Consider the following 21,216-nt stretch of genomic DNA (forward strand, 5'->3'; position numbering starts at 1 on the left):
CCATTCAGGAGCCATTTATGCTAATTCATGTCATTTAACCGTTTGGCAATGGCATCAATTTTTTCACTCATTTGACTCAATTGATTAGAATCATCGGCATTACTGGCTGTAAGCGCTTGCAGTCGATTAACAAACTGACTTAATTCGCCCGATACTTTTTGTTGCTCGCGGGACGCTTCGGCTATCTGAGTCGCTTTTTCAGTTATTTGCGAGAAGGCTTCAACCACTTGTTGCAGATGTGCTGATGTTGATTCAGTTAACTCAACGGCATTGTTAGTCTGGCTTTGTCCATGCTCCATGGAAGAAACAGACTCTTTAGAGCCCAGCTGTAACTGGTTGAGTATGGCTTCAATTTCTACGGCAGAACTTTGACTTTTAGAGGCCAGGTTGCGAACTTCATCCGCGACAACCGCAAAGCCACGACCACTCTCACCGGCTCTGGCGGCTTCAATTGCGGCATTTAACGCTAACAGATTGGTTTGCTCGGCAATATCGCGAATAGCGCTCAGCATGCCGTTAGCCTGCTTACTGTTTTCATCCAGTTTCAGAATGTTCTGTTGGGCATCGGCAATTGCTTTAGCCAACGTTTGCATGGTTGCCGTTGCACGAGCCATTTCCTGACCACTATTTAGTACGTCCTGATGAATACTTTCCACCGTGGCTTTGGTTTCATCAGCGAAGTTAGCAACCTCCTGAGAACTGGCGCCCAGCTCTTCGGTTGACGCAGCCAGCGTGTGGTTTTCATCGCTGAGACTGTTGGCTTTATTCAAAAACTCATCGCTGAAGTTTTTGAGTTTGTCGGCGTCGTAAACCAGGCTATTGGATTCATTATGAATTTCGTCCAGCAAGGCTTTTAGCTTATTGCCGTAGGCATTAACCGCCTGGCGCAATTCTCCTATCTCATTAATTGTGCCAACTTCCAGAGCTTGCGCATTGCCGCCGCTAGCGAGTCCTAAAATTTGCTCGGTTGTTTGCTGTATTTTAGCCAGTAGGTTACGGAAAAAGAACGCCGCAAGAATACCAACGGCCAGCAGCAGAGCGCCAATAGCCAGCATCAGGAAAAGCCCCATATCCTGAGCCACCGCAGTCATTTTGTTTTTCGGTACAATCAGCCCAATGGTCCAACCCGTTTGTGGGTGTTTTATCAGGTCAACGTGTGCGGCTTCATCTAAAATAGCGTCTTCTTCCAGCTCGATTGTCTCCGTACCCTGAAGGTTAACTGCCGTATTCAGAGTCTCTTTTAGCCATGTTGCTTTGTTCGCCAGTTCACTGGCGGTCATGAGGGAATCGTCGCCTTTTACTATCTGAACGGAAGATTGCGGGAAGCTAATCATTTGGCCCGCTGAGTCGAGCGCAAAGACATAACCTTCATTGTCTTTTCCGTATTGTTCAAATATTTCAGTGATACCATCAAGCATCATGTCTATTGTGGCTACCCCAGCGAAACGGTTGCTCTCCTGAATAGGAACAGTGCAAGTAACCATGGGGGTCTTCGTAAAGGGGTCAATGTAAGCTTCTGACCAACTGCAGCTATCAACAGCGGCTCCTTCACCCGCTTGATACCAACTTTCATTGTGATAGCCGGACCCGCCGGCGACGTTATAGTCATCCAGATATTCTATGCCACTGTCAGTACGCGCCCAGAAAAAACTGCGCCGTTGGACACCTTCAGTAAAGGCTCCTGGTTCAGGCCAGATACCGCCGCCGGAGATAGCTGAGTCGCCGTGGTTATCGATAATAGAGGGGAAAAGCCGCTTAAATAAACTTTCCTCTTTGGGAAGCTCCGCAGCGGCTAAGGCTAATGTACTTGTCAGTAGCTCGATTTGACCCAGGCGAGCTGTGAGTAAGTCGGACAATGCGGTTTGATTGACCGATATCTGTTGTTTCTGTTGAGAAATAAGTTCAGGTTTCACCTTCATTTCTACAACGGCGAAAATGACAGCCATAGCCAATACCAAGACTATCACAGACCCAAGGTTGATTTGCTGACGAATCATTAACGTTGCTTTGGTCATAGAAGCTAATCCCGAAAATAAGGTAAACTTATAACAAGTATTAACACAGATGTTAAAAAGTGCAATGACTCCAGCAATTGATTTTACAAGAAAAAGCCAGGTTTCTTTTAAGGTGCATGAATATAGCCATGAACCGGCGAGTGAATCTTATGGTCATGAAGCGGCTGAAAAACTGGGCGTTCCCGAGGAACAAGTATTCAAAACGCTAGTTGTGAGCCTCGATGGTAAAGAGCTGGCGGTCGCTATTATTCCGGTTTCATTAATGTTGAGCTTAAAGTTGATGGCTAAAGCGTTAAAGGCAAAAAAAGCGACCATGGCGGTTAAAAGTGATGTGGAACGCGCTACGGGTTATGTTCTTGGCGGCGTAAGCCCGCTTGGCCAAAAGAAGCGTCTCAGAACCGTCATTGATGCCTCCGCGAGGGACCATTCTTCGATATTTATCAGTGCCGGACGCAGAGGCCTGGACATGGAGCTAAACCCTGAAGATTTAAGGACTTTGCTGAAGGCTGAATTTATTGAGATAAGTCAGTAATATCTGGGCAGTAACATTTTTAACCGGCTGGGCAATATTCAGCGTTTCGGCACGGCCGCAGCCACTGCCCGTTAACGAACGAATCTTATAGTTCGACCAGTGGGTCGGCCTTTCTGTTTTTATCGGGAAAGCCGCTGATAACGCCAATAAATGACGGCAAGCATCGCACCACAAAACGCAACTAAGTAAAGCAGGTGTAGCCATAGGCTTTGCCCCAGGCTTGTACCGATAACAGCGTGTGCAAGCTGAGCGTAATGGTATGAGGGTAACGCATAAGCGATGTAGCTAACCGTGTCAGGTAAAAACTGAATGGGTACCCATAGGCCTGATAGAAATGCCATCGGTAAATAAACCAGGTTAACCACTGCCGGTGCTGCTTTATCAGATAAACAAAGCCCCATGAATAAGCCAATTAAGGCAAACGGCAGGGTACCAATCAATAATACGATGAATAACAGGGTCCATTGCCATAACCACAGCTGCACTCCGGCAAAAACAGCGGCAGTAATAAACAACAGCAGCGCGATGCACGCGGCAAAAACCAGGCTGCTAAAGAACTTGGCCACCACATAGGCTGAAAGCGGCATCGGTGAAACTCGTTTGAGCGTGAGCCAGCCATGCGCGCGGTCGCTGGCAACCGCCGTGGCGTAATTAAACAAGGCAGGCCCCATCATGCCAAAGCAGGCGTAGGACACCAACATGTACTCGCCTTGTGCGGCGCTGAAATTAAAAACAATGCCGAAGAATACGTAAAACACGAGTGGGAATAACATGGCCGGCAAAAAGAATGCGGGCGTGCGCCATAAGCTGAGCAAATCATAACGACTTTCTTTGAAGTAAATAGCACGATTAAGCATGAGCGGGCTCCCGAATAAGTTGTAAGTAAGCAGATTCCAGAGAGCTATAGTTGCCTTTAATCTCGCTGACAGTTCCTTGTGCAATAATCCGTCCTTCCCGCAGAATGGCGACACGATCGGCGAGGCGTTCTGCTTCTTCAATGTAATGCGTGGTCAAAACTAAAGCGCAGCCTTGTTGTCGACGCTGCTTAATCTGCTGCCAAAGCCCATGGCGCGCTTCAACGTCCATACCGACGGTTGGTTCATCAAGGAACAGTAAGTCGGGGTTACCGGCGACAGCAATAGCGAAGAGTACCTGCTGGCGCTGCCCTCCGGAGAGTTTACCGAAACGCTGCTTCGCAATAGCGGTTAAATCAAACTGCTCTTGTAGTAATTCACCGGTAGTACCGGCGGGGTAGTAACTGCAAAACAGAGCCAACTGTTCAGCGACTGTTAAATTAGCGTTCAGGGTGCCAAGCTGCATCATAACGCCAATACGCTGGCGTATGTTTAGTGGTCGATGTTGGTTTCTAAGCGGTGTGCCCAGAACTTCTAAATGCTTAGCCGTGTAATTGTGCATACCAAGAATACTATTGATTAAGGTGGTTTTACCGGCGCCATTTTTTCCGAGTACAGCAAGCACCTCGCCGGCATAAGCGGTAAGGCTGACGTCAGTAAGCGCCGTTTTAGAGCCGTAGGTTTTACTCAAAAATTGTACGTCGAGATTGATTTGACCCATTATAAATTCCTGTGGATTCATCGTTGAAACGAGTTTAGCCAACAGTCATCCGGACGGGCAGTGGCTTATGTCACCGATTCACAATGACATTTGTCACTGGTGCGTTCCCGACTGGGCAGCCATAATAAAAGCATTGAATAACAATTAGCGGTGCTATTTCGCACTACGTGAAACTATGTCGCACAGCCAACTGACGCGAGAACAAAAGCACGCCTGGATTTATCTTTTTAACCTGGGCTTCTATATTTTGCCGATGGTGCTTTTCCCTTATCCGGTTCGGGAAATTGTCATCATGGTGGTGGCAATGTTTGTTTTTGTCGGTTTTTATTACCGTTGTTATTTTGTGCCACGCGAGCAAATGCTATGGCCAATTCTTGGTATGTATTTTATTGCTTGTGCAGTGACTCCAATGAACCCAGGGTCTATTGCGCTTTTTAGCTATGTCGGCTTTTTTATCGCTTTCGCCTACAGTTGGCAGGTCGCTATTGCCGGTTTTAGCGGCTTAGTTCTAACTTTAGCGGTTTTTCATTTTGGTCCGGGTACCCGCTGGGATCTCTTCTTGCCCTATGGCGTTGCCATTGTCGGTACGGTTTCTGTTTTTGGTCGGGTAGAGCGGCTTAGACAACGCCATGCTGAGGAACAACAACGTGACGCGCAGGAGATAGAGCGCCTGGCAACCAGTGTTGAGCGCGAGCGAATAGCACGCGACTTGCACGATATTCTGGGCCATACCCTTTCCAGCGTTATTTTGAAGTCTGACCTTGCTCAGGCTCAGCTCGCGAAACAACGTTACGATGAAGCGTCTGTACAGCTTGCCGAACTCAGTGATATCGCCCGTGAAAGCCTGTCTCAGGTACGGCAAAGTGTGTCGGGTTATAGGCATGGCGGGTTATCGCTTGAGTTACGGCGGCTTGAGCAACGCTTAAAAGACGCAGGTTTCCGTACTTTTATCACCGGCAAACCTCCTATTATTGATGAACAGCGCGAAACCGCATTAGTCTTAGCGATAACCGAATTGGTAACCAATATTATTCGCCACAGCAATGGCGAGCAGTGCCTCATTCACTTTGACGAAAGCTCCGACATTTACGTTATAAACGTAACAGATAACGGTAATTGCCAGACTGTTAGCGCAGGTAATGGTTTAAGTGGTGTAGAACGCAGAATAGAAAACTTGGGCGGTTCAATGGCAATATCAACCAATAAAGGTTGTAGGGTGGGTCTACAGTTCCCCAAATTTACGGAGCAATCCGTATGAGAATTTTCTTAGCCGAAGATCAAGCTATGGTAAGGACGGCCTTAGCCAGTTTACTGCGACTGGAGTCTGACTACGAGGTTGATGAAGCTGTTGATGGCCTTGATGCTCAGGAAAAGTTACAAAAACACGATTATGACGTGCTACTGAGCGACATTGAAATGCCCTATATGTCGGGTTTAGAGCTCGTACAGTGGGCACGACAAGAAAATCCTCAAATGCGCTCAGTTATTATCACTACTTTTAATCGTGCGGGCTATATTAAGCGGGCTATTGATGCGGGCGTCCGTGGGTTTCTACTCAAAGATGCGCCAATTAATGAATTGATCACCTCACTGCAGCGAGTTAGCCGGGGCGAACAAGTCATCAGCAATGAGCTTTTATTACAAGCTTTAGGCCAGCACGACCCGTTAACTGAAAAGGAGCGTAAGGCACTGCGTTTGGCTGGGCAGGGATTAAGTACGCAAGCTATTGCTAAGCAACTTTTTATTGCAGAAGGTACCGCGCGTAACTACCTTTCCGAGGCAATTAATAAGCTGCATGCCAGTAATCGTACTGAGGCAGCTCGTATTGCCCATCAGAAAGGTTGGTTATAATAGCCCGGTTTATAACTTAACTATTAGTTTGCCTTTGTTGTCACCGCTAAAGAACAGGTTCAATCCCTCAATGGCTGACTCCAGTCCTTCCAATACATGCGAGCGATACTGGATTTTTCCGGCTTGAACATATGGTGTTAATTTACCCAGTAAGCTTGGAACCTCGTCAAAATGGTCCGGCATGGTGAAGCCCTGAATGGTTAAGCGCTTTTTAATCACAGGTACCCAGCTTGGCCCCGGACTCGGCACGGCCTTGTCGTAGTCGGCTATCATGCCGCAAACCACTACACGACCGTGCGCGTTCATGCGGTCAATGACCCGGTTTTGAATGGGGCCGCCGGTGTTTTCAAAGTACAAGTCGATGCCGTCAGGGGTCAGTTTGGTTAGCTGGTCGTCTAAATCGCCGCCTTTATAGTTAATGGCACCATCAAACCCTAACTCGTTCACTATCCAGTTGGCTTTTTCGTCGCTGCCGACCACACCAATAACGGTAAGACCTTCGGCTTTAGCCAGTTGTCCGACGATAGAACCTACCGAACCAGCGGCACCTGTAACTACCAGAGTTTCGCCTTGCTGCGGTTTGCCGACATTGAACAGCCCCTGGGTAGCGGTTAATCCAGGCAGAGCAAATACCGACAGTACGGTCTCGTCAGGCACCTCGGCCTGCACCTTGTTAGTGCCCTGGCCATTACTCAGCGCATATTCTTGCCAACCCATCATGCCCATAACGCGATCACCCACGCTAAAGTCAGGATGGTTACTTTCAATAACCTCGCCGACACCCGAGCTGCGCATGACGGTGCCAAGTTCAACCGGTGGAATGTAACTTTCAGTGTCCGGGCTCATCCAGCCGAACATGGCAGGGTCGAGCGACATTTGAGTCTGTTTAATCAGCATTTCGCCCGAGCTGACCTCAGGCAGTTCCTTTTCCACGACTTCAAATACGTCGGCCGAGACCGGGCCTGGCTGGGGGCGTTTAATCAGGTTAATGGCTTTATAAGTGCTCATAGAGTTTCCTTTTTATTAAAATATGTATATTCCTTATATGGTTACTCTGATTGGTGAATGAAAGGTCAATCTTGTGAGATTTATCCCTTTCTTTTGTAAACAGTAGTTGCCGGATATTGTGAACTGCATCTAAGTCGATTAATATCAAAACGATAGTTGCTGTTCTGAAAAGGATATCAGGCATTGCGTAAACTGTGTTGGCTTATTCTTTTCTTACTATAAAAACTGTTTACGTTTATATAACAAGGAGATAAAAATGAAAGACGCACTATTTTTCAACAATATGCTGACACCGAAGATTATTACCTTCGTATACTGGATTTTACTTTTGGCTGCGGTCATCGGTGGAATCGGCACAATGTTTGCCGGGTTCGAAGGCTTTACTTTCAGCAGCTTCCTTATTGGAATATTTTATGCTGTAGCTGGTGCAGTGGGTGCCCGAATCTGGTGTGAACTACTGATAGTTCTGTTTAAAATGAATGAAGCTCTGCAGGACCTTCGGAAGAAATAAATTATAGAAATAAAAAACGAAAACACTTCTTCACGCAACTTTTCTATATGTTGCGCGGCCCTTTAATGGAAGGGCCTTTGTTTTGGGTGTTTCCCTCATGCGAAACCTTTTTGCTATTCTGGATTTAGACATTATTGCTGAGGGCGTGGAAACCGAAGCACACCTAAACAAGCTTCAGCAAATGGGATGCTTTTGCTATCAGGGATACTACTTTGCCCGGCCAGAATTAATCAGCTATTGGCTCAATACTGAAACATTTGCTAACAGAAGCCGACTTCTATAAAACCACCAGTCGGTGTATCTTTATGGTTAAGGCGTAGCAGCTTGGAAAACAAAACTGATGATGCAGGAAACATTAAAAATTTTGGTGGTGGATGACGACGCAAGACTACGCAGCTTGCTGGAACGCTATCTTACAGAGCAAAATATTCAGGTCCGGGTTGCACAAGACTCAGAGCAAATGGATCGCTTGTTGAACCGGGAAAACTTTAATCTGCTGGTATTAGACCTGATGCTGCCGGGCGAAGATGGACTGTCTATTTGCAAGCGTTTGCGTAGCCAGGGCAACAACCTGCCAATTATTATGTTGACCGCCAAAGGCGACGAAGTTGATCGTATTATTGGTCTGGAATTAGGCGCTGATGATTATTTGGCGAAGCCTTTTAATCCACGCGAGCTGTTAGCCAGGGTCAGAGCCGTATTGCGGCGCCGGGGAGCCGAGGTTCCGGGCGCGCCGTCGCAGGAAGATCAGGAGGTTACCTTTGGCGAGTTCCGGTTAAACCTGGGAACCCGTGAGATGTTTCGTGACGAGACTCCCATGCCTTTAACCAGTGGCGAGTTCGCGGTACTTAAAGCGTTAGTGAGCAATGCCCGGCAACCGCTCTCCCGCGACAAGTTAATGCATCTGGCTCGTGGCCGTGACTACAGTGCACTGGAGCGCTCTATTGATGTGCAGGTGTCACGGTTACGGCGTATGCTGGAAGTCGATCCCACCAAGCCCCGTTATATACAAACGGTCTGGGGTTTAGGTTATGTATTTGTACCGGACGGTCAACTGAAGTCCTGATGAAACTCTTTCCTAAGTCAGCATTTGCCCGCACGGTTGCGCTGCTGGCTTTAGTTTTGCTTATTAATCAGTTGATTTCTTACGTGATGGTCAGTAATTACGTTGTCAAACCTTCCATTGAGCAAATTAATGAACTGGTGGCTAAACATATCCGCACCATGTTTATCCCCCGTCAGCATCTTGCCGGAACTGAGCCGGAGTTAATGTCCCATTACGCCGAGGCTACCGGCATTGAGGTGTTCAACGATGCTGAAGCGGCGCAGCAAGGGCTGGGTAATTCGACGTATTATGGTTATTTGTCGGACGACATGAGCGACATGCTGGGCGGCGAATCAAAGGTACGAATTGCGCAGGGACAAGCGTTTTACTTGTGGGTTAAAACACCCCGGGCACCGAATTTTTGGATACGGGTGCCGTTGGAAAGTATGCAGCAAGGTCAGTTTTCGCCATTAGTGTTGTACCTGGTACTGATTGGGCTTTTGAGTGTTCTTGGCGGAATGCTATTTGCTAATTGGCTGAACCGTCCATTAAAAGCGCTGGAAGAGTCCGCTCGTCGGGTAGGGCGGGGCGAGTTTCCTGAGCAACTGGCTGAAAAAGGCGCAAGTGAAATCATGGCTGTAACCCGAGCGTTTAACCAAATGTCGCGTGGTATCCGAGAACTGGAAAATGACCGTAACCTTTTGATGGCCGGGGTTTCTCATGACTTGAGAACACCGTTGACCCGTATTCGTCTGGCCGCTGAAATGATGCCTCAGGAAGATGAATCCCTGGCACAGGGTATTGTCGAAGACATTGATGATATGAACGATATCATCGATCAGTTTATTGATTATGTTCGCCTCGACCAACAAGAGCACAGTAGTAGAGAGTCGCTGAATGAGTTGATTGAACAAACGGTAGCGAATGTGCCGGATAACTGGACGAAGCAGTTCGATTTAGAGTTAGGTTTGTTGCCGAGAGTTTGGTTGCGGCCGTTATCAATGAAGCGGGTACTCATTAATTTGTTGGAAAATGCCGAGCGTTATGGCAAGCACCGGGTTGTGATCAGTTCAGGGCACGATAAAAAACAAAAGCGGGTCTGGTTCCGGGTCGCCGATGACGGGCCGGGTATTCCCGAAAAGCAGCAGGAAAATTTATTTGAGCCTTTTACTCAGGGTGATAAAGCGCGTGGTGGCGTAGGCTCCGGACTCGGGTTAGCGATTATTAAGCGTATTGTTGACCGCCACGATGGCAACATCAAACTGCAAAACCGCCCGCAAGGCGGCTTATGCGTCAGAATAGAGTTGCCGCTGTATCAGCAGCGGCAATAATTTAACTTACTGCAGCAAACGATTAATACCGTTAAGCGCCGCTACGCGGTAGGCTTCGGCCATGGTCGGATAGTTAAACGTGGTATTAACGAAGTAGTCGATGGTGTTACCACCGTTCTTCTGCTCCATAATGGCCTGACCAATGTGTATGATTTCGGAAGCGCGCTCACCGAAGCAATGAAGGCCCAGCAGTTCGCGGGTTTCACGATGAAATAACAGTTTTAGACAACCGACATCAGCGCCTGATATTTGCGCACGGGCAAGGTGTTTGAACTGAGCGCGACCGACTTCATAAGGCACTTTCATTTCGGTCAGTTCTTCTTCGGTTTTACCGACTGAGCTAATTTCCGGAATGGTATAAATGCCGGTGGGGATATCACTGATTAACTCTTCGTCACAGCTGCCGTTAATAATCGCGGTAGCGCATATACGGCCTTGATCGTAAGCGGCACTGGCTAAACTGGGGTAACCGATAATGTCGCCTACGGCGTATATGTTATCGACTGCGGTTTTATAGTTTTCATCGACTTCCAGTTGTCCGCGGTAGTTTGGCTCCAGTCCGACAGCTTCGCAGTCAAGTTCTTCAACGTTGCCCGAGCGACCGTTAGCAAATAGCATACAGTCAGCGGTCATGGTTTTACCGGACTTGGTTTTCATAACCACTTTGTCTTCGTAGCCGGTAATGCTCTCATACTCTTCGTTATGGCGAATAACGACACCGCTGTTGCGTAAGTGATAACTCAGCGCATCGGAAATCTCTGCATCAAGGAACGACAACAACCGTTCGCGTTGATTAACCAAGTCGACTTTTACGCCCATACCGCGGAATATACTGGCATATTCGCTGCCAACGACACCGGCACCATAAATCAAAATAGTTTTCGGTTCGTGAGACAACGACAAAACTTTGTCGGAGTCGTAAATTCGGGGGTGCAAAAAGTCGACATCTTTTGGGTTATAAGGCCGTGACCCGGTGGCAAGGACCACGTGCTTTGTTATCAAATCATCGACAGAGCCATCCAGCTTAGTCACCCGAATTCGGTTTTTATCTAAAAATGAGGCACTGCCGTATAACACCGTCACACCATTGCGATCATAAAACGAACTGCGCAGTTTCACTTGCTTACGAATAACCGACTCGGCGTAATGCAGTATGTGGCTGAACGTAATGCCGCTTTGCCAGCCCGGCCCGGAAAATAACGGGTTATTATTGTATTCAATTAAACGGCTAACCGAATGTCGTAAAGCTTTAGAAGGGATGGTACCCCAGTGAGTGCAACCGCCGCCCGGGGCTTTGTGCTTTTCTACTATGGCTACGTTATAACCATTTTTGGCCAACTGCATGGCAGCGCCTTCGCCGCCGGGACCAGTACCAATGATAACCACATCGTATTCAGTTTCGGTTTCAGGCTGTATTGCAGTCATATTGTTCGCTTCACTACGGGGGGACAGGCTTCAAATAATAGCACTGTATAAGAAAAGCGTAAATTGACACTGTTTTCTGTGCGCAGAGTCGTTATAGTAAAGAGAGATAATGACTTGGATCTGTTGTATGAGTAAAGAAAAACAAGCCCCGCAAATTTTATCCCGCCGCGTTGTCGCGCAAAGCCGCCTAATGCGTGTCGAAGCGGTCGACCTCAAGTTCAGTAATGGGGAGCAGCGCCAGTTTGAGCGTATGAAAGGCAGTGGTCGCGGCGCAGTGATGATTGTCCCGTGTATGGATGATGACACTTTATTACTGATTCGCGAGTATGCAGCGGGTCTGCACGATTATCAGTTGGGCTTTCCCAAAGGGCTTATCGATCAGGGCGAAACCCCGGAACAAGCGGCTCAGCGAGAGCTGAAAGAAGAAGTTGGGTACGGTAGTCACGAACTTGAGTTTTTAATGGAATTGAGCTTAGCGCCTCAGTTTTTTTCAGCCAAAATGAGCGTGTTCGTTGCTCGCGATTTATACCCCGAGAGTTTGCCGGGCGATGAGCCCGAGCCGCTGGAAAAAGTCACCTGGTCTATCGGCGATATTGATAACTTGCTGGCTCAGCCGGACTTTTCCGAAGCCCGGAGTGTCGCCGCGTTGTTAATGTTTTTACGCAATCAGGCCGGGGAGCGGTAGTGGCAGCAAACATGCTGGAGCGACTCAAAGACATTGCGATAGAAGCCGGTGGTGTCGTTCTGTCGATGTATGAACGGCGCGACTACAGTACCTCAGAAAAAACCGATGACTCACCGGTAACCACTGCTGACCTTGTCGCCAGCGAACTGATTGAAGACCGTCTGAAGCAATCGTTTCCGGGCATTCCAGTTATTTCTGAAGAAAGCGAGCACCAGAACTATAACGAGCGTCGTCAGTGGAATGCTTACTTCATTATTGACCCGATAGACGGTACTCAGGAGTTTATTGCCCGTTCCGGCGACTTTGCCGTCAATATTGCTTATGTGGAAAACAATGAACCGGTTATTGGCGTTATTTTCTGGCCGGTCGGTGAAACCTTGTATTACGCCGAAAAAGGCGCGGGTGCATTCAAGCAGGATGCACTGGAGCACCAATCTATTCAGGTGCACAAATTTAATGATCCGCAAACCGATCCTATCACCATCGCAATCAGCCGGCAGCAGGCAAGAGAGCCCGTGTTTAATAGGTTACAGACAAAACGTGAAATTCAGGCGCTGCCCACCGGGAGTTGTTCATTAAAAGCCTGTTTTATCGCCGAAGGCAAAGCCGACTGCTTTTTACGGCTGGGGCCAACGGGGGAGTGGGATACGGCGGCTTGTCAGGTCATTGTCGGAGAAGCCGGCGGGCGTATTGTGAATGAAAACTTCGAGCCCATTACCTACAACCTTACCGTTAGCTTGTTAAACCCCAACTTTTTGGTTCTGGGTGACCAAAGTGTTCCCTGGAACGAGATATTTATTGCCCGTCAGCCCCGTTTCCGGTAACGCTGTCTTTGTCGACAACATCAACGCTCTCGTGCAATTCAGAGTAGACAATTACGGCAGCGCCGGATTTCAGCTGTTGCTTTAACTGCTCGACTTTTGTATCGAAGTTCAGCTCTTGACTGCCGTAATCGGTTCCTTCTCGCAGTACAATGGACTCCAGTAAATTGTCCAACGTTTCCTGATCAACTTCCTGCCACGGAATAATCATTTGTCCTCCGTTTGCTGTAACTTTTCCGTTAATTCTTCGAGTTCCTCTTCTGCCGTCATCCAGAGGTTTTCCTGATGTTGCAGGTCTTTTTGTGCCTGCGTCTGTTGGTCCAGCAACTTCTGCAACCTGGCTTTGTTAGCCTCGTCGTACAAACTGCCGTCACTCAGCTGCTGGTGAAGCTCAGCTAATTTCAGCTCCAGCGTGTGAATGCTATTCTCTGCTTTTTCTATTTGCTGACGCAGTGGTTTGGTTTTTTGTCGCGCTTCGGCTTCCAGCCTTTTTTGTTGTTTGCGATCGTCGCGTTGCTTCCCGGCCGATGACTCGCTACTTTTTTCGCTGCGTTTGTCGTTAGCGGCCTGTTGTTGCAGCCAGTCATGATAAGCATCTAAATCGCCGTCGAAAGTTTCTGCTTTGCGGTTGGCTACCAGACAAAATTCATCAACGGTAGTGCGCAGTAAATGGCGATCGTGCGAGACCACAATTAACGCGCCTTCGTATTCCTGCAAAGCAGCGACCAGAGCATCACGTAAGCCAAGATCCAGATGGTTGGTGGGCTCATCCAGTAACAACAGATTCGGGCGTTGATAAATAATAAGGGCTAATGCCAGCCTTGCTTTTTCACCACCGGACATAGGCTCAACCGAGCGCGTTGCCTGATCACCGGAAAAACCAAAGCCGCCCAAAAAGTCGCGCAGCTTTTGCTCACTGGCCTGGTTATCCATGCGTTGTAAATGCAACAGGGCAGAAGCTGACAAGTCCAGCGTTTCCAGCTGATGCTGAGCAAAATAGCCAATGCTCAGCCCCGGGTTAACCAACCTTTCCCCGGCCATAGGCTCTAGCTCACCGGCCAGCAGTTTAATCAGGGTCGATTTACCGGCGCCGTTTCGGCCAAGTAGCCCCAGTCGGGTACCAGGTACCAGGTTCAGTTTAATGTGCTCCAGAATGGTGGTGTCGCCATAACCCGCTTTGGCATCGCGCAGAGTGAGTAGCGGGTTGGGCAGTTTATCCGGCGTTAAAAAATGAAAGTCGATACCACTTTCAGCCCGAAGCGGTGCTTGACTGGGTAACTTCTCAATAGCTTTTAAGCGGCTTTGTGCCTGTTTGGCTTTGCTGGCTTTATAACGGAAGCGGTCAACGTAGGCCTGCAAGTGCTGGCGCATCACTTGTGACTTTTCATATTCGCTTTGCTGCTGTGCTATGTGTTCGGCACGCTGGTGCTCAAACTGGGAATAGTTACCGCGGTAGCTGTTCAGTTTTTTATGTTCAATATGAATAATATCGGTGGTAACAGAGTCGAGAAAATCACGGTCGTGTGAAATGAGCAGCAGGGTTCCGTCATATTGTTTGAGCCAGCTCTCCAGCCAGAAAATGGCATCAACGTCCAAATGGTTGGTGGGCTCATCCAACAGCATTAAATCGGCGCGGGCTATCAACACTTGTGCCAGGTTAAGACGCATGCGCCAGCCTCCGGAAAACGCTTTTACCGGCTGTTGCAGTTGCTCTTGAGTAAAACCAAGACCGGCCATGAGACTGGCGGTTCTGGGTTGAATGTCGTAGGCTCCGATGCCTGCAAGTTTGTCATGGCAATTGGCAATGGCTTCACCGTTATTGTCAGCTTCCGCCTGGGTCAATTGTGTTTCTAACTGACGAAACTCGGTATCACCGTCCATGACGTAATCAATGGCGGCCTTGTCTAACGCTGGCGTGTCTTGTGCCACGCTGGCTATGTGCCAGTTGGCGGGCAGATGAATATTGCCGCCGTCAGCACTGAGCTCGCCTCTTAATAAGGCAAACAGAGAGGACTTTCCACAGCCATTGCGGCCGACCAGGCCAACACGGTGTCCCGGGAAAACGTGTAAGTCGCTGTCTTCAAATAAAACATCACCGCCACGCAATAAGGTGATAGCTTCAGCACGGATCATAAACTACTCTTCATTTTGTGCAGCTGTTCAGCTGCGGTATCATAGAACTGTTCTGCTCACAATTCTAACACAGGAGCTGTTGTGGCTAGAGAAAAGAAACGATTTATTGCCGGGGCTGTTTGCCCTAAATGCGATGCCATGGATACGCTCATGCTGTTTGTCGAAAACGATACCGAACAAGTTGAGTGTGTGCAATGTAAGCACCGGTTCAGTGAGCCCAAAGAGCAAGGTGGTGGCAGCCAGCGTCAGTTTGACCAGGTCATTGGTGTGTTTAAACCAGACTAAGCCAACTATTCAGGAAGCCATTATGACAAATACCGATAACAACCAGTTTAGCCATTGCCTCTATCGCGTAGAGCAAGTGCAGCAAGGTGAAAAAAAAGCCGCTGAAGCCTGTTCAATAAGCATGACACAGTTAATGACGGCTGCCGGCAAAGCTGTTTTCCGACAATTAAAGCAGCATTTTCCGGCTCCCGCACGCATTGCCGTGTGTTGCGGTGAAGGCAACAACGGCGGTGACGGTTATATTGTCGCGCGGCTGGCTCAGGAAGCCGGTTATCAGGTACAGGTGTTTGCCTTAAAGCCAGATACTGAATTGCTAAAGCCGATAGAATCCGATGCGCACCGGGCTCGCTCAGCCTGGCGGGCGCAGGGTGGAAGCGAAAGAAGCTTAGCTGACTGCGCGCCGGAGCACTTTGATGTCGTGGTTGATGCGCTATTCGGTGTTGGATTGAATCGGGCGCTTGAGGGTGAGCCGGTTACCTGGGTGCAGCGCGTTAATGGCAGTACCACACCGGTGATTTCAATTGATGTACCCTCGGGGCTGAATGCGGATAACGGCCATGTCCCCGGAGCGGCTGTGCGTGCTCATCTGACCGTCACGCTGGTGGCACTAAAACGCGGTTTGTTGACCGGTAAAGCGCAAGATCACACCGGTGAGCTGGTGTTAGAAGATTTAGGCATTGGCAAGCGCTTTCAGCAGCAAAATGACGCCGACTGGTTTCGGCTGGACGCGGGCGCACCCGGCGACTGGCTGCCTGCCCGGGAGCGCTGCACTCACAAAGGTGAGCAAGGGCATGTGTTGATTGTTGGCGGGCAACCAGGCATGTCGGGGGCGGTAATACTGGCTATGCAATCGGCGTTGCGCGCAGGCGCCGGTAAAGTTTCAGTGGCCTGCCACCCCGATGTGCAAGCTACTGTTGCAGCAGCGCAGCCAGAAGCAATGGTGCATGGCATTGGTGACGTAGAGGCGCTGCAGCCTCTGTTGAGCCAGGCCTCAGTCGTTGCGCTGGGGCCGGGGTTGGGCCAGAGCGACTGGAGTCAGAATGTTTTTTCAAAGGTGATGAAAACCGACATATTGAAAGTCATTGATGCGGATGGACTGAATTTACTGGCCAGTAACCCCACCAAGTCGCAAAAACTATTGCTGACGCCGCACCCCGGAGAAGCCGCCAGATTATTGCAAACCACCACCGATGACATTGCGGCAGACCGTTTCGCGGCAACAACACAGCTGCGTGAAAAATACGGTGCTCAGGTGTTGCTGAAAGGGGCCGGTTCACTGCTGGTGACAGACAGTGGTAACTGCCTGATTGACAGAGGATCCCCGGCAATGGCGTCAGGCGGAATGGGGGATCTCCTGACTGGGCTTATCAGTGGTTTAGTGGCACAAAGAATGGCTCCGGCGCAAGCATTAATCGCCGGCACGTTATGGCATGCCATGGCGGGCGAAGCGGCAGGAAAAAACGGCGAGCGGGGAACCATAGCCTCGGATTTGTTGCCTTATATACGGCGTTTGGTCAATGGATATGGAAGGGACGATGACTGAGGTATATAAATGTGAGTTAGCCGATGAAGAGCAAACGCTGGCGCTTGCGAAGAAATTTTCAAGCGTTTTACGAGCGCCGTTGGTGGTCTACCTGAAAGGTGAACTGGGTGCAGGAAAAACCGCGTTTTGCCGCGGTGTTATTCAGTCTTTAGGCCATGAGGGTGCGGTTAAAAGCCCGACTTATACTTTGGTAGAGCCTTATCAGTTGCAGGGGTGGCGCATTCACCACTTTGATTTGTACCGGCTGGCCGACCCGGAAGAACTTGAATACATGGGAATTCGGGATTATTTTGCCGAGGATACGCTAAATTTTATAGAATGGCCCGACAAAGGCTTTGGCTGGCTGCCCGGGGCGGACATCGAGGTCCAAATCGAGTATGCTGGCAATGGACGTAAAATGACGTTCAGTGCGCGAACTGAAGCCGGGAAAAAAATAATTAGAACCTTATGATGAAGCGATTTTGGGTGTTTCTGTTTGCTTGTGTTCCTTTGTGGGCATGGGCAGATAACAGTGTAGACAGCGTACGGGTATGGCCATCTCCGGAGAAAACGCGGGTGGTCTTCGACCTGTCTGATACACCAGATTACTCGTATTTTACCCTTTATCAGCAAAAGCCTTATCGTTTGGTGATTGATTTTAATAATACCTCACTTAAAGCGCCCCTGGATAACTTGGGTAAAGAATCGCTGCTGGTCGATAAAATACGGACCAGTTCGCCTAAGAATGCACGCAGCACACGCATTGTTATTGAGCTGGATTCTAAAAGCGACGCTAACCTGTTTACCCTGCCCGCTAATGAGTCGTACAAAGATCGTTTAGTCATTGATTTACCCGGTAAGTCAATAGAACGCAGCGGCCCGGCAAAATCGGTTTCAGAATTGAAAGACAGACGTATAACCGTGGCTATAGATGCCGGACATGGCGGTGATGATCCGGGTTCTATCGGCCCGCGAGGCACCTTTGAAAAGCATGTCGTTATTCGTATTGCGCGTGCCTTGGCTAAGCTGATTAATGACGACCCCGGTATGCAGGCCTATTTGATTCGTACCGGTGACTACTATTTAGGCCTTCATGAGCGTCCACAGAAGGCCTGGGATGTTAAAGCTGACTTTTTTGTGTCGATTCACGCTGATGCGTTTCGCACTCCCCAGCCCAGCGGTGGTTCGGTTTGGGTGTTATCAAAACGTCGGGCGGAATCCGAGGTGGGTCGTTGGCTGGAGAACCGTGAACAGCAGTCGGAGCAACTCGGTGGTGTCACCGATATTCTTAGTAAGAACGGGCACGAACCCTATTTGGCAGAGACGTTGTTGGACATGTCAATGGACAGCTCTATTGCTGGTGCTTATGCGGCTGCGAAACATATTATTGACGAGATGTCGGTGGTGACAAAAATGCATAAAAAGACTCCACAGGCGGCAAGTTTTGCGGTATTGAAATCTCCTGATAAGCCTTCTTTGCTGGTGGAAACCGGGTTTATTTCTAACCCCCGGGAAGAACAATTGCTAACCAGTAATGCCCACCAGCAAAAATTGGCCCGGGCGCTTTATAACGGTATTCGCCGGTATTTCGTCAGTAACCCAATAGATAATACTTATTTGGCGAACCAAAGCAGTTTTACCTATACGGTGAAGTCGGGCGATTCTTTATCAGTGCTGGCTCAGCGTTACAACACCACGGTTAAAGCGATTAAGTCTGAGAACAGCCTGACCAGTAATACGCTGAATATTGGTCAAAAGCTCACGATTCCGAGTCGCTGATGACCATTCACCAGTTACCGATAGAACTTGCCAATCAAATTGCTGCCGGTGAAGTGGTCGAGCGTCCTTCTTCGGTGGTTAAAGAGTTAGTCGAAAATGCATTGGATGCTGGCGCAACCCAGTTAGTACTGGATATAGAGCAGGGCGGCAGCAAGCGCATAAGAATCCGCGATAACGGCAGTGGTATTTTTAAACAAGAGCTGACGCTGGCGTTAAGTCGCCATGCGACCAGCAAAATAAAAAGCCTGGACGATTTAGAGCATATTGGCAGCCTTGGCTTTCGCGGTGAAGCCCTTGCCAGTATCAGTTCGGTATCCCGCTTGCGTTTAATATCAAAACCACCTGAGCAAGAAGAAGCCTGGCAAGCGTGGGCTGAAGGTCGTGATATGCAGGTTAACATTGAACCGGCGGCTCATCCTGACGGCACCACGATTGACATTCAGGACTTGTTTTTTAACACGCCGGCAAGACGTAAGTTTTTACGCACAGAAAAAACGGAATTCAGTCACATTGATGACGTTATAAAACGCATTGCGTTGAGCCGGTTTGAGGTTGGTTTTCAGCTGAATCATAACGGTAAGTCGGTTCGACTGTTTCCGCCGGCGCTGAATGAAAAACAGCAGCTGCAACGACTGGCTAAAATTTGTGGTAGTGGCTTTGCCGGGCAGGCATCAACTATCGATGCGGTTGATGCCGAGTTTCATTTAAAGGGATGGCTGGTGCCTCCTGAGCATTGCCGGCACCAGGGTGACATCCAGCACTTCTTTGTGAATGGCCGTATGATGCGTGACAAGCTTTTGTCGCATGCTGTACGCCAGGCCTATGAAAAGTATTTGCCGAATGAGCGGGTGCCAACCTTTGTGCTGTATTTTGAATTGCCGGCTGAGCAAGTGGATGTGAATGTGCATCCGGCAAAACACGAAGTTCGCTTTCATCGCCAGCGGCAAGTACATGACTTTATTCTGGCGCGTATTGAGCAGGCGCTGGCGCAGTTGGTTTCATCAGAAAGCCCGCAGTTGGCGGTGAGTCATCAGCATCATTACGGCTCTCAGCCACCGGCATCGATCTCATCAGTAGGCTCATATTCAGGGGCTTCAGACTCAAGTTTTTTAGGTGAAAGAAAAGCGTCCGGGTCGCTGCTGCCAAATGCTGCGCAGGTACAAAATACAGAGCCAAATACTGAGCAGAACTGGCGGGTACTCACCGTTTTTAATGGCATTTATGCGCTCATCCGAAATGAACAAAGCCTGGCCTGGTTGAACCTCGCTAAGGTGCATACCCAGTGCGTGAGCCAAAAGCTGACTCAACAGCTGGAGGGCGGGCTCAATGGACAACCGTTGTTAGTGCCGGTTTCTGTCAATTTAGAGAACTTACCCAGTCCGGCGAGCCAGTGGCCGCAACAGGAGCTTAACCAGTGCGGGGTGGTGTATCAATGCCAGCGTGGGCAGGTCATTATTGAGCAAATGCCGGAAATGCTGCGTCAGGGTAATGTGGTGAGTGGCTTTACCGAATTATTGAAGTTACTGACTGAAGGCGCTGATTGCAAAGAACTGGCTAGCTGGCTGGCGCACTTTTCCGGCCTTGAGTCATACAGCTTGACCCAGGCTGAACACTGGCTTGTTCAGTGGCGTTCGCAGTTATCTGAAACACCGGGTGTACTGCAAAAATTGCCGCTACCGGGAGAAACGAATGCATAGCAAAGATGCGGTCATTGCTATTTACGGGCCCACAGCGTCGGGTAAAACAGCGTTATCGTTAGCGCTGTGTGAACAACTGGACTGCGAAATCATTTCGGTCGATTCAGCGCTCATTTACCGGGGCATGAACATTGGTACGGCTAAACCAAGTGCAGCAGAGCAGGCTCAGGTTCCTCACCATTTACTGGACATTCGTGACCCCTCTGAAACCTATTCGGCCGCAGACTTTCAAAAAGATGCCTCGGCATTAATTGAGGACATTCAGCAACGTGGCAAGGTGCCGTTGTTGGTTGGCGGTACCATGCTGTATTTTAAAGCCTTGCTGGAAGGTCTTTCTCACTTGCCTGAGTCGGATGTAGAAGTACGCAAAAAGTTGACGGACGAGCTGCACGAAAAGGGGTTAACAAAACTGCACAATCAGCTGCAACAAGTTGACCCGGTCAGTGCCGAACGTATTCATCCGAACGATCCACAACGTATATTACGTGCTTTAGAGGTGTATGAACTTTCAGGTAAAAGTCTGACGGAACTTACCAAAGAACGTCACGGCCAGTTGGATAAGCCCATTTATCAATTTGCGGTGGCACCGGCGGAACGGCATGTTTTACACGAGCGTATTGAACAACGGTTCGATCAGATGCTGGCGCAACCTTTCGAGGACGAAGTCAAAGAACTGTTTGCGCGGCGGGATTTGCATCCCAACCTTCCGTCTATACGCAGTGTGGGCTATCGACAAATGTGGCAGTATCTGGCGGGAGAGTTTAGCTATGACGAAATGCGGGAGCGCGGCATTATCGCAACCCGGCAATTAGCAAAACGCCAGATGACATGGCTACGAAGCTGGCCTGATGTTCATTGGCTGACGACGGGCGAGTCAGATATGGAAGCGAAAGTGTTTGAGGTAATACAGCAGCCCGCAAAGAAATTTGAGAGTAAGGATTGAAATTACTCGATTGAGGCCACAGATCCAATTGTCAATTAAACAAGTAATTATTACTGTT

The 21,216-nt window shown here is 49.1% G+C and carries 22 protein-coding genes; 15 read left to right on the forward strand and 7 right to left on the reverse strand.

Annotated features, from left to right (window positions below; translation table 11 throughout):
- Positions 1-20: 20 nt before the first annotated feature.
- Complete coding sequence (locus tag L8G48_RS04740; RefSeq protein WP_248263463.1) at positions 21-2,015, reverse strand: methyl-accepting chemotaxis protein; 1,995 nt, start codon at positions 2,013-2,015, stop codon at positions 21-23.
- Positions 2,016-2,079: 64 nt separating this feature from the next.
- Between L8G48_RS04740 and ybaK the strand changes: the two genes are divergently transcribed.
- The gene (gene ybaK / locus L8G48_RS04745) at positions 2,080-2,547 is read left to right on the forward strand and encodes a Cys-tRNA(Pro) deacylase (RefSeq protein WP_248263796.1); all 468 of its coding nucleotides are present in this window, start codon (positions 2,080-2,082) and stop codon (positions 2,545-2,547) included.
- A gap of 119 nt (positions 2,548-2,666) precedes the next feature.
- Here the strand turns inward: ybaK and L8G48_RS04750 are convergent, their stop codons facing one another.
- Together L8G48_RS04750 and L8G48_RS04755 are read right to left on the reverse strand one after the other, a co-directional pair.
- Positions 2,667-3,404: an ABC transporter permease gene (locus L8G48_RS04750; protein WP_248263464.1), complete on the reverse strand. Its 738-nt coding sequence runs from the start codon at positions 3,402-3,404 to the stop codon at positions 2,667-2,669.
- On the reverse strand, positions 3,397-4,122 hold the full coding sequence (locus L8G48_RS04755) for an ABC transporter ATP-binding protein (protein WP_248263465.1): 726 nt from the start codon (positions 4,120-4,122) through the stop codon (positions 3,397-3,399). The genes L8G48_RS04750 and L8G48_RS04755 overlap by 8 nt, the downstream gene beginning before the upstream one ends.
- 175 nt (positions 4,123-4,297) lie before the next feature.
- Here L8G48_RS04755 and L8G48_RS04760 point away from each other — a divergent pair, with 175 nt between their 5' ends.
- Together L8G48_RS04760 and L8G48_RS04765 are read left to right on the forward strand one after the other, a co-directional pair.
- The gene (locus L8G48_RS04760; RefSeq protein ID WP_248263466.1) at positions 4,298-5,380 is read left to right on the forward strand and encodes a sensor histidine kinase; all 1,083 of its coding nucleotides are present in this window, start codon (positions 4,298-4,300) and stop codon (positions 5,378-5,380) included.
- The gene (locus L8G48_RS04765) at positions 5,377-5,973 is read left to right on the forward strand and encodes a response regulator transcription factor (protein ID WP_248263467.1); all 597 of its coding nucleotides are present in this window, start codon (positions 5,377-5,379) and stop codon (positions 5,971-5,973) included. Before L8G48_RS04760 ends, L8G48_RS04765 begins: the two co-directional genes overlap by 4 nt.
- 9 nt (positions 5,974-5,982) lie before the next feature.
- On the opposite strand, the gene L8G48_RS04770 is transcribed toward L8G48_RS04765, so the two are convergent.
- Positions 5,983-6,981, reverse strand: a complete 999-nt coding sequence (locus tag L8G48_RS04770) for an NADP-dependent oxidoreductase (protein WP_248263468.1) — start codon at positions 6,979-6,981, stop codon at positions 5,983-5,985.
- Positions 6,982-7,237: 256 nt separating this feature from the next.
- On the opposite strand from L8G48_RS04770, the gene L8G48_RS04775 reads away from it, so the two are divergent.
- The 4 genes from L8G48_RS04775 to envZ all read left to right on the forward strand — a co-directional run bounded on the left by L8G48_RS04775 (position 7,238) and on the right by envZ (position 9,868).
- Complete coding sequence (locus L8G48_RS04775; RefSeq protein ID WP_248263469.1) at positions 7,238-7,492, forward strand: DUF4282 domain-containing protein; 255 nt, start codon at positions 7,238-7,240, stop codon at positions 7,490-7,492.
- Positions 7,493-7,589: 97 nt separating this feature from the next.
- Entirely contained in the window at positions 7,590-7,775 is a 186-nt protein-coding gene (locus tag L8G48_RS04780; RefSeq protein WP_248263470.1) for an EAL domain-containing protein, read from the forward strand.
- Positions 7,776-7,832: 57 nt separating this feature from the next.
- Positions 7,833-8,558 carry an osmolarity response regulator transcription factor OmpR gene (gene ompR / locus L8G48_RS04785; protein WP_248263471.1) on the forward strand — a complete coding sequence of 242 codons (726 nt, stop codon included), beginning with the start codon at positions 7,833-7,835 and terminating at the stop codon, positions 8,556-8,558.
- Positions 8,558-9,868, forward strand: coding sequence for a two-component system sensor histidine kinase EnvZ (gene envZ, locus L8G48_RS04790; RefSeq protein ID WP_248263472.1), 1,311 nt, complete (start codon positions 8,558-8,560; stop codon positions 9,866-9,868). The genes ompR and envZ overlap by 1 nt, the downstream gene beginning before the upstream one ends.
- Before the next feature lie 6 nt (positions 9,869-9,874).
- Here envZ and sthA read toward each other — a convergent pair whose 3' ends face one another.
- Positions 9,875-11,293, reverse strand: coding sequence for a Si-specific NAD(P)(+) transhydrogenase (sthA, locus tag L8G48_RS04795; protein ID WP_248263473.1), 1,419 nt, complete (start codon positions 11,291-11,293; stop codon positions 9,875-9,877).
- A 127-nt stretch (positions 11,294-11,420) separates the two neighbouring features.
- Between sthA and nudE the strand changes: the two genes are divergently transcribed.
- Positions 11,421-11,978 (forward strand): ADP compounds hydrolase NudE, encoded by a 558-nt coding sequence (gene nudE, locus L8G48_RS04800; protein ID WP_248263474.1) that lies wholly within the window; start codon positions 11,421-11,423, stop codon positions 11,976-11,978.
- Between the two features lie 11 nt (positions 11,979-11,989).
- Complete coding sequence (gene cysQ / locus L8G48_RS04805; protein WP_248263797.1) at positions 11,990-12,802, forward strand: 3'(2'),5'-bisphosphate nucleotidase CysQ; 813 nt, start codon at positions 11,990-11,992, stop codon at positions 12,800-12,802.
- Here the strand turns inward: cysQ and L8G48_RS04810 are convergent.
- Both L8G48_RS04810 and L8G48_RS04815 read right to left on the reverse strand, forming a co-directional pair.
- Complete coding sequence (locus L8G48_RS04810) at positions 12,774-13,010, reverse strand: YheU family protein (RefSeq protein WP_248263475.1); 237 nt, start codon at positions 13,008-13,010, stop codon at positions 12,774-12,776. The genes cysQ and L8G48_RS04810 overlap by 29 nt on opposite strands.
- Positions 13,007-14,932, reverse strand: a complete 1,926-nt coding sequence (locus tag L8G48_RS04815; RefSeq protein WP_248263476.1) for an ATP-binding cassette domain-containing protein — start codon at positions 14,930-14,932, stop codon at positions 13,007-13,009. Before L8G48_RS04815 ends, L8G48_RS04810 begins: the two co-directional genes overlap by 4 nt.
- Before the next feature lie 81 nt (positions 14,933-15,013).
- On the opposite strand from L8G48_RS04815, the gene L8G48_RS04820 reads away from it, so the two are divergent.
- The 6 genes from L8G48_RS04820 to miaA are packed head-to-tail and all read left to right on the forward strand — an operon-like array spanning position 15,014 to position 21,158.
- Positions 15,014-15,217, forward strand: coding sequence for a YheV family putative zinc ribbon protein (locus tag L8G48_RS04820; protein WP_248263477.1), 204 nt, complete (start codon positions 15,014-15,016; stop codon positions 15,215-15,217).
- Between the two features lie 22 nt (positions 15,218-15,239).
- Positions 15,240-16,760 carry an NAD(P)H-hydrate dehydratase gene (locus L8G48_RS04825; RefSeq protein ID WP_248263478.1) on the forward strand — a complete coding sequence of 507 codons (1,521 nt, stop codon included), beginning with the start codon at positions 15,240-15,242 and terminating at the stop codon, positions 16,758-16,760.
- Positions 16,753-17,211 (forward strand): tRNA (adenosine(37)-N6)-threonylcarbamoyltransferase complex ATPase subunit type 1 TsaE, encoded by a 459-nt coding sequence (gene tsaE, locus L8G48_RS04830; RefSeq protein WP_248263479.1) that lies wholly within the window; start codon positions 16,753-16,755, stop codon positions 17,209-17,211. The genes L8G48_RS04825 and tsaE overlap by 8 nt, the downstream gene beginning before the upstream one ends.
- Positions 17,208-18,518 (forward strand): N-acetylmuramoyl-L-alanine amidase, encoded by a 1,311-nt coding sequence (locus tag L8G48_RS04835; protein WP_248263480.1) that lies wholly within the window; start codon positions 17,208-17,210, stop codon positions 18,516-18,518. The genes tsaE and L8G48_RS04835 overlap by 4 nt, the downstream gene beginning before the upstream one ends.
- The gene (mutL, locus tag L8G48_RS04840; protein ID WP_248263481.1) at positions 18,518-20,215 is read left to right on the forward strand and encodes a DNA mismatch repair endonuclease MutL; all 1,698 of its coding nucleotides are present in this window, start codon (positions 18,518-18,520) and stop codon (positions 20,213-20,215) included. The genes L8G48_RS04835 and mutL overlap by 1 nt, the downstream gene beginning before the upstream one ends.
- Positions 20,208-21,158: a tRNA (adenosine(37)-N6)-dimethylallyltransferase MiaA gene (miaA, locus tag L8G48_RS04845; RefSeq protein WP_248263482.1), complete on the forward strand. Its 951-nt coding sequence runs from the start codon at positions 20,208-20,210 to the stop codon at positions 21,156-21,158. Before mutL ends, miaA begins: the two co-directional genes overlap by 8 nt.
- The last annotated feature ends 58 nt before the right edge of the window (positions 21,159-21,216 follow it).

Origin of the sequence: Idiomarina aminovorans (assembly GCF_023155095.1) — a bacterium.
In the GTDB taxonomy this organism is placed as follows: Bacteria; Pseudomonadota; Gammaproteobacteria; order Enterobacterales; family Alteromonadaceae; genus Idiomarina; species Idiomarina aminovorans.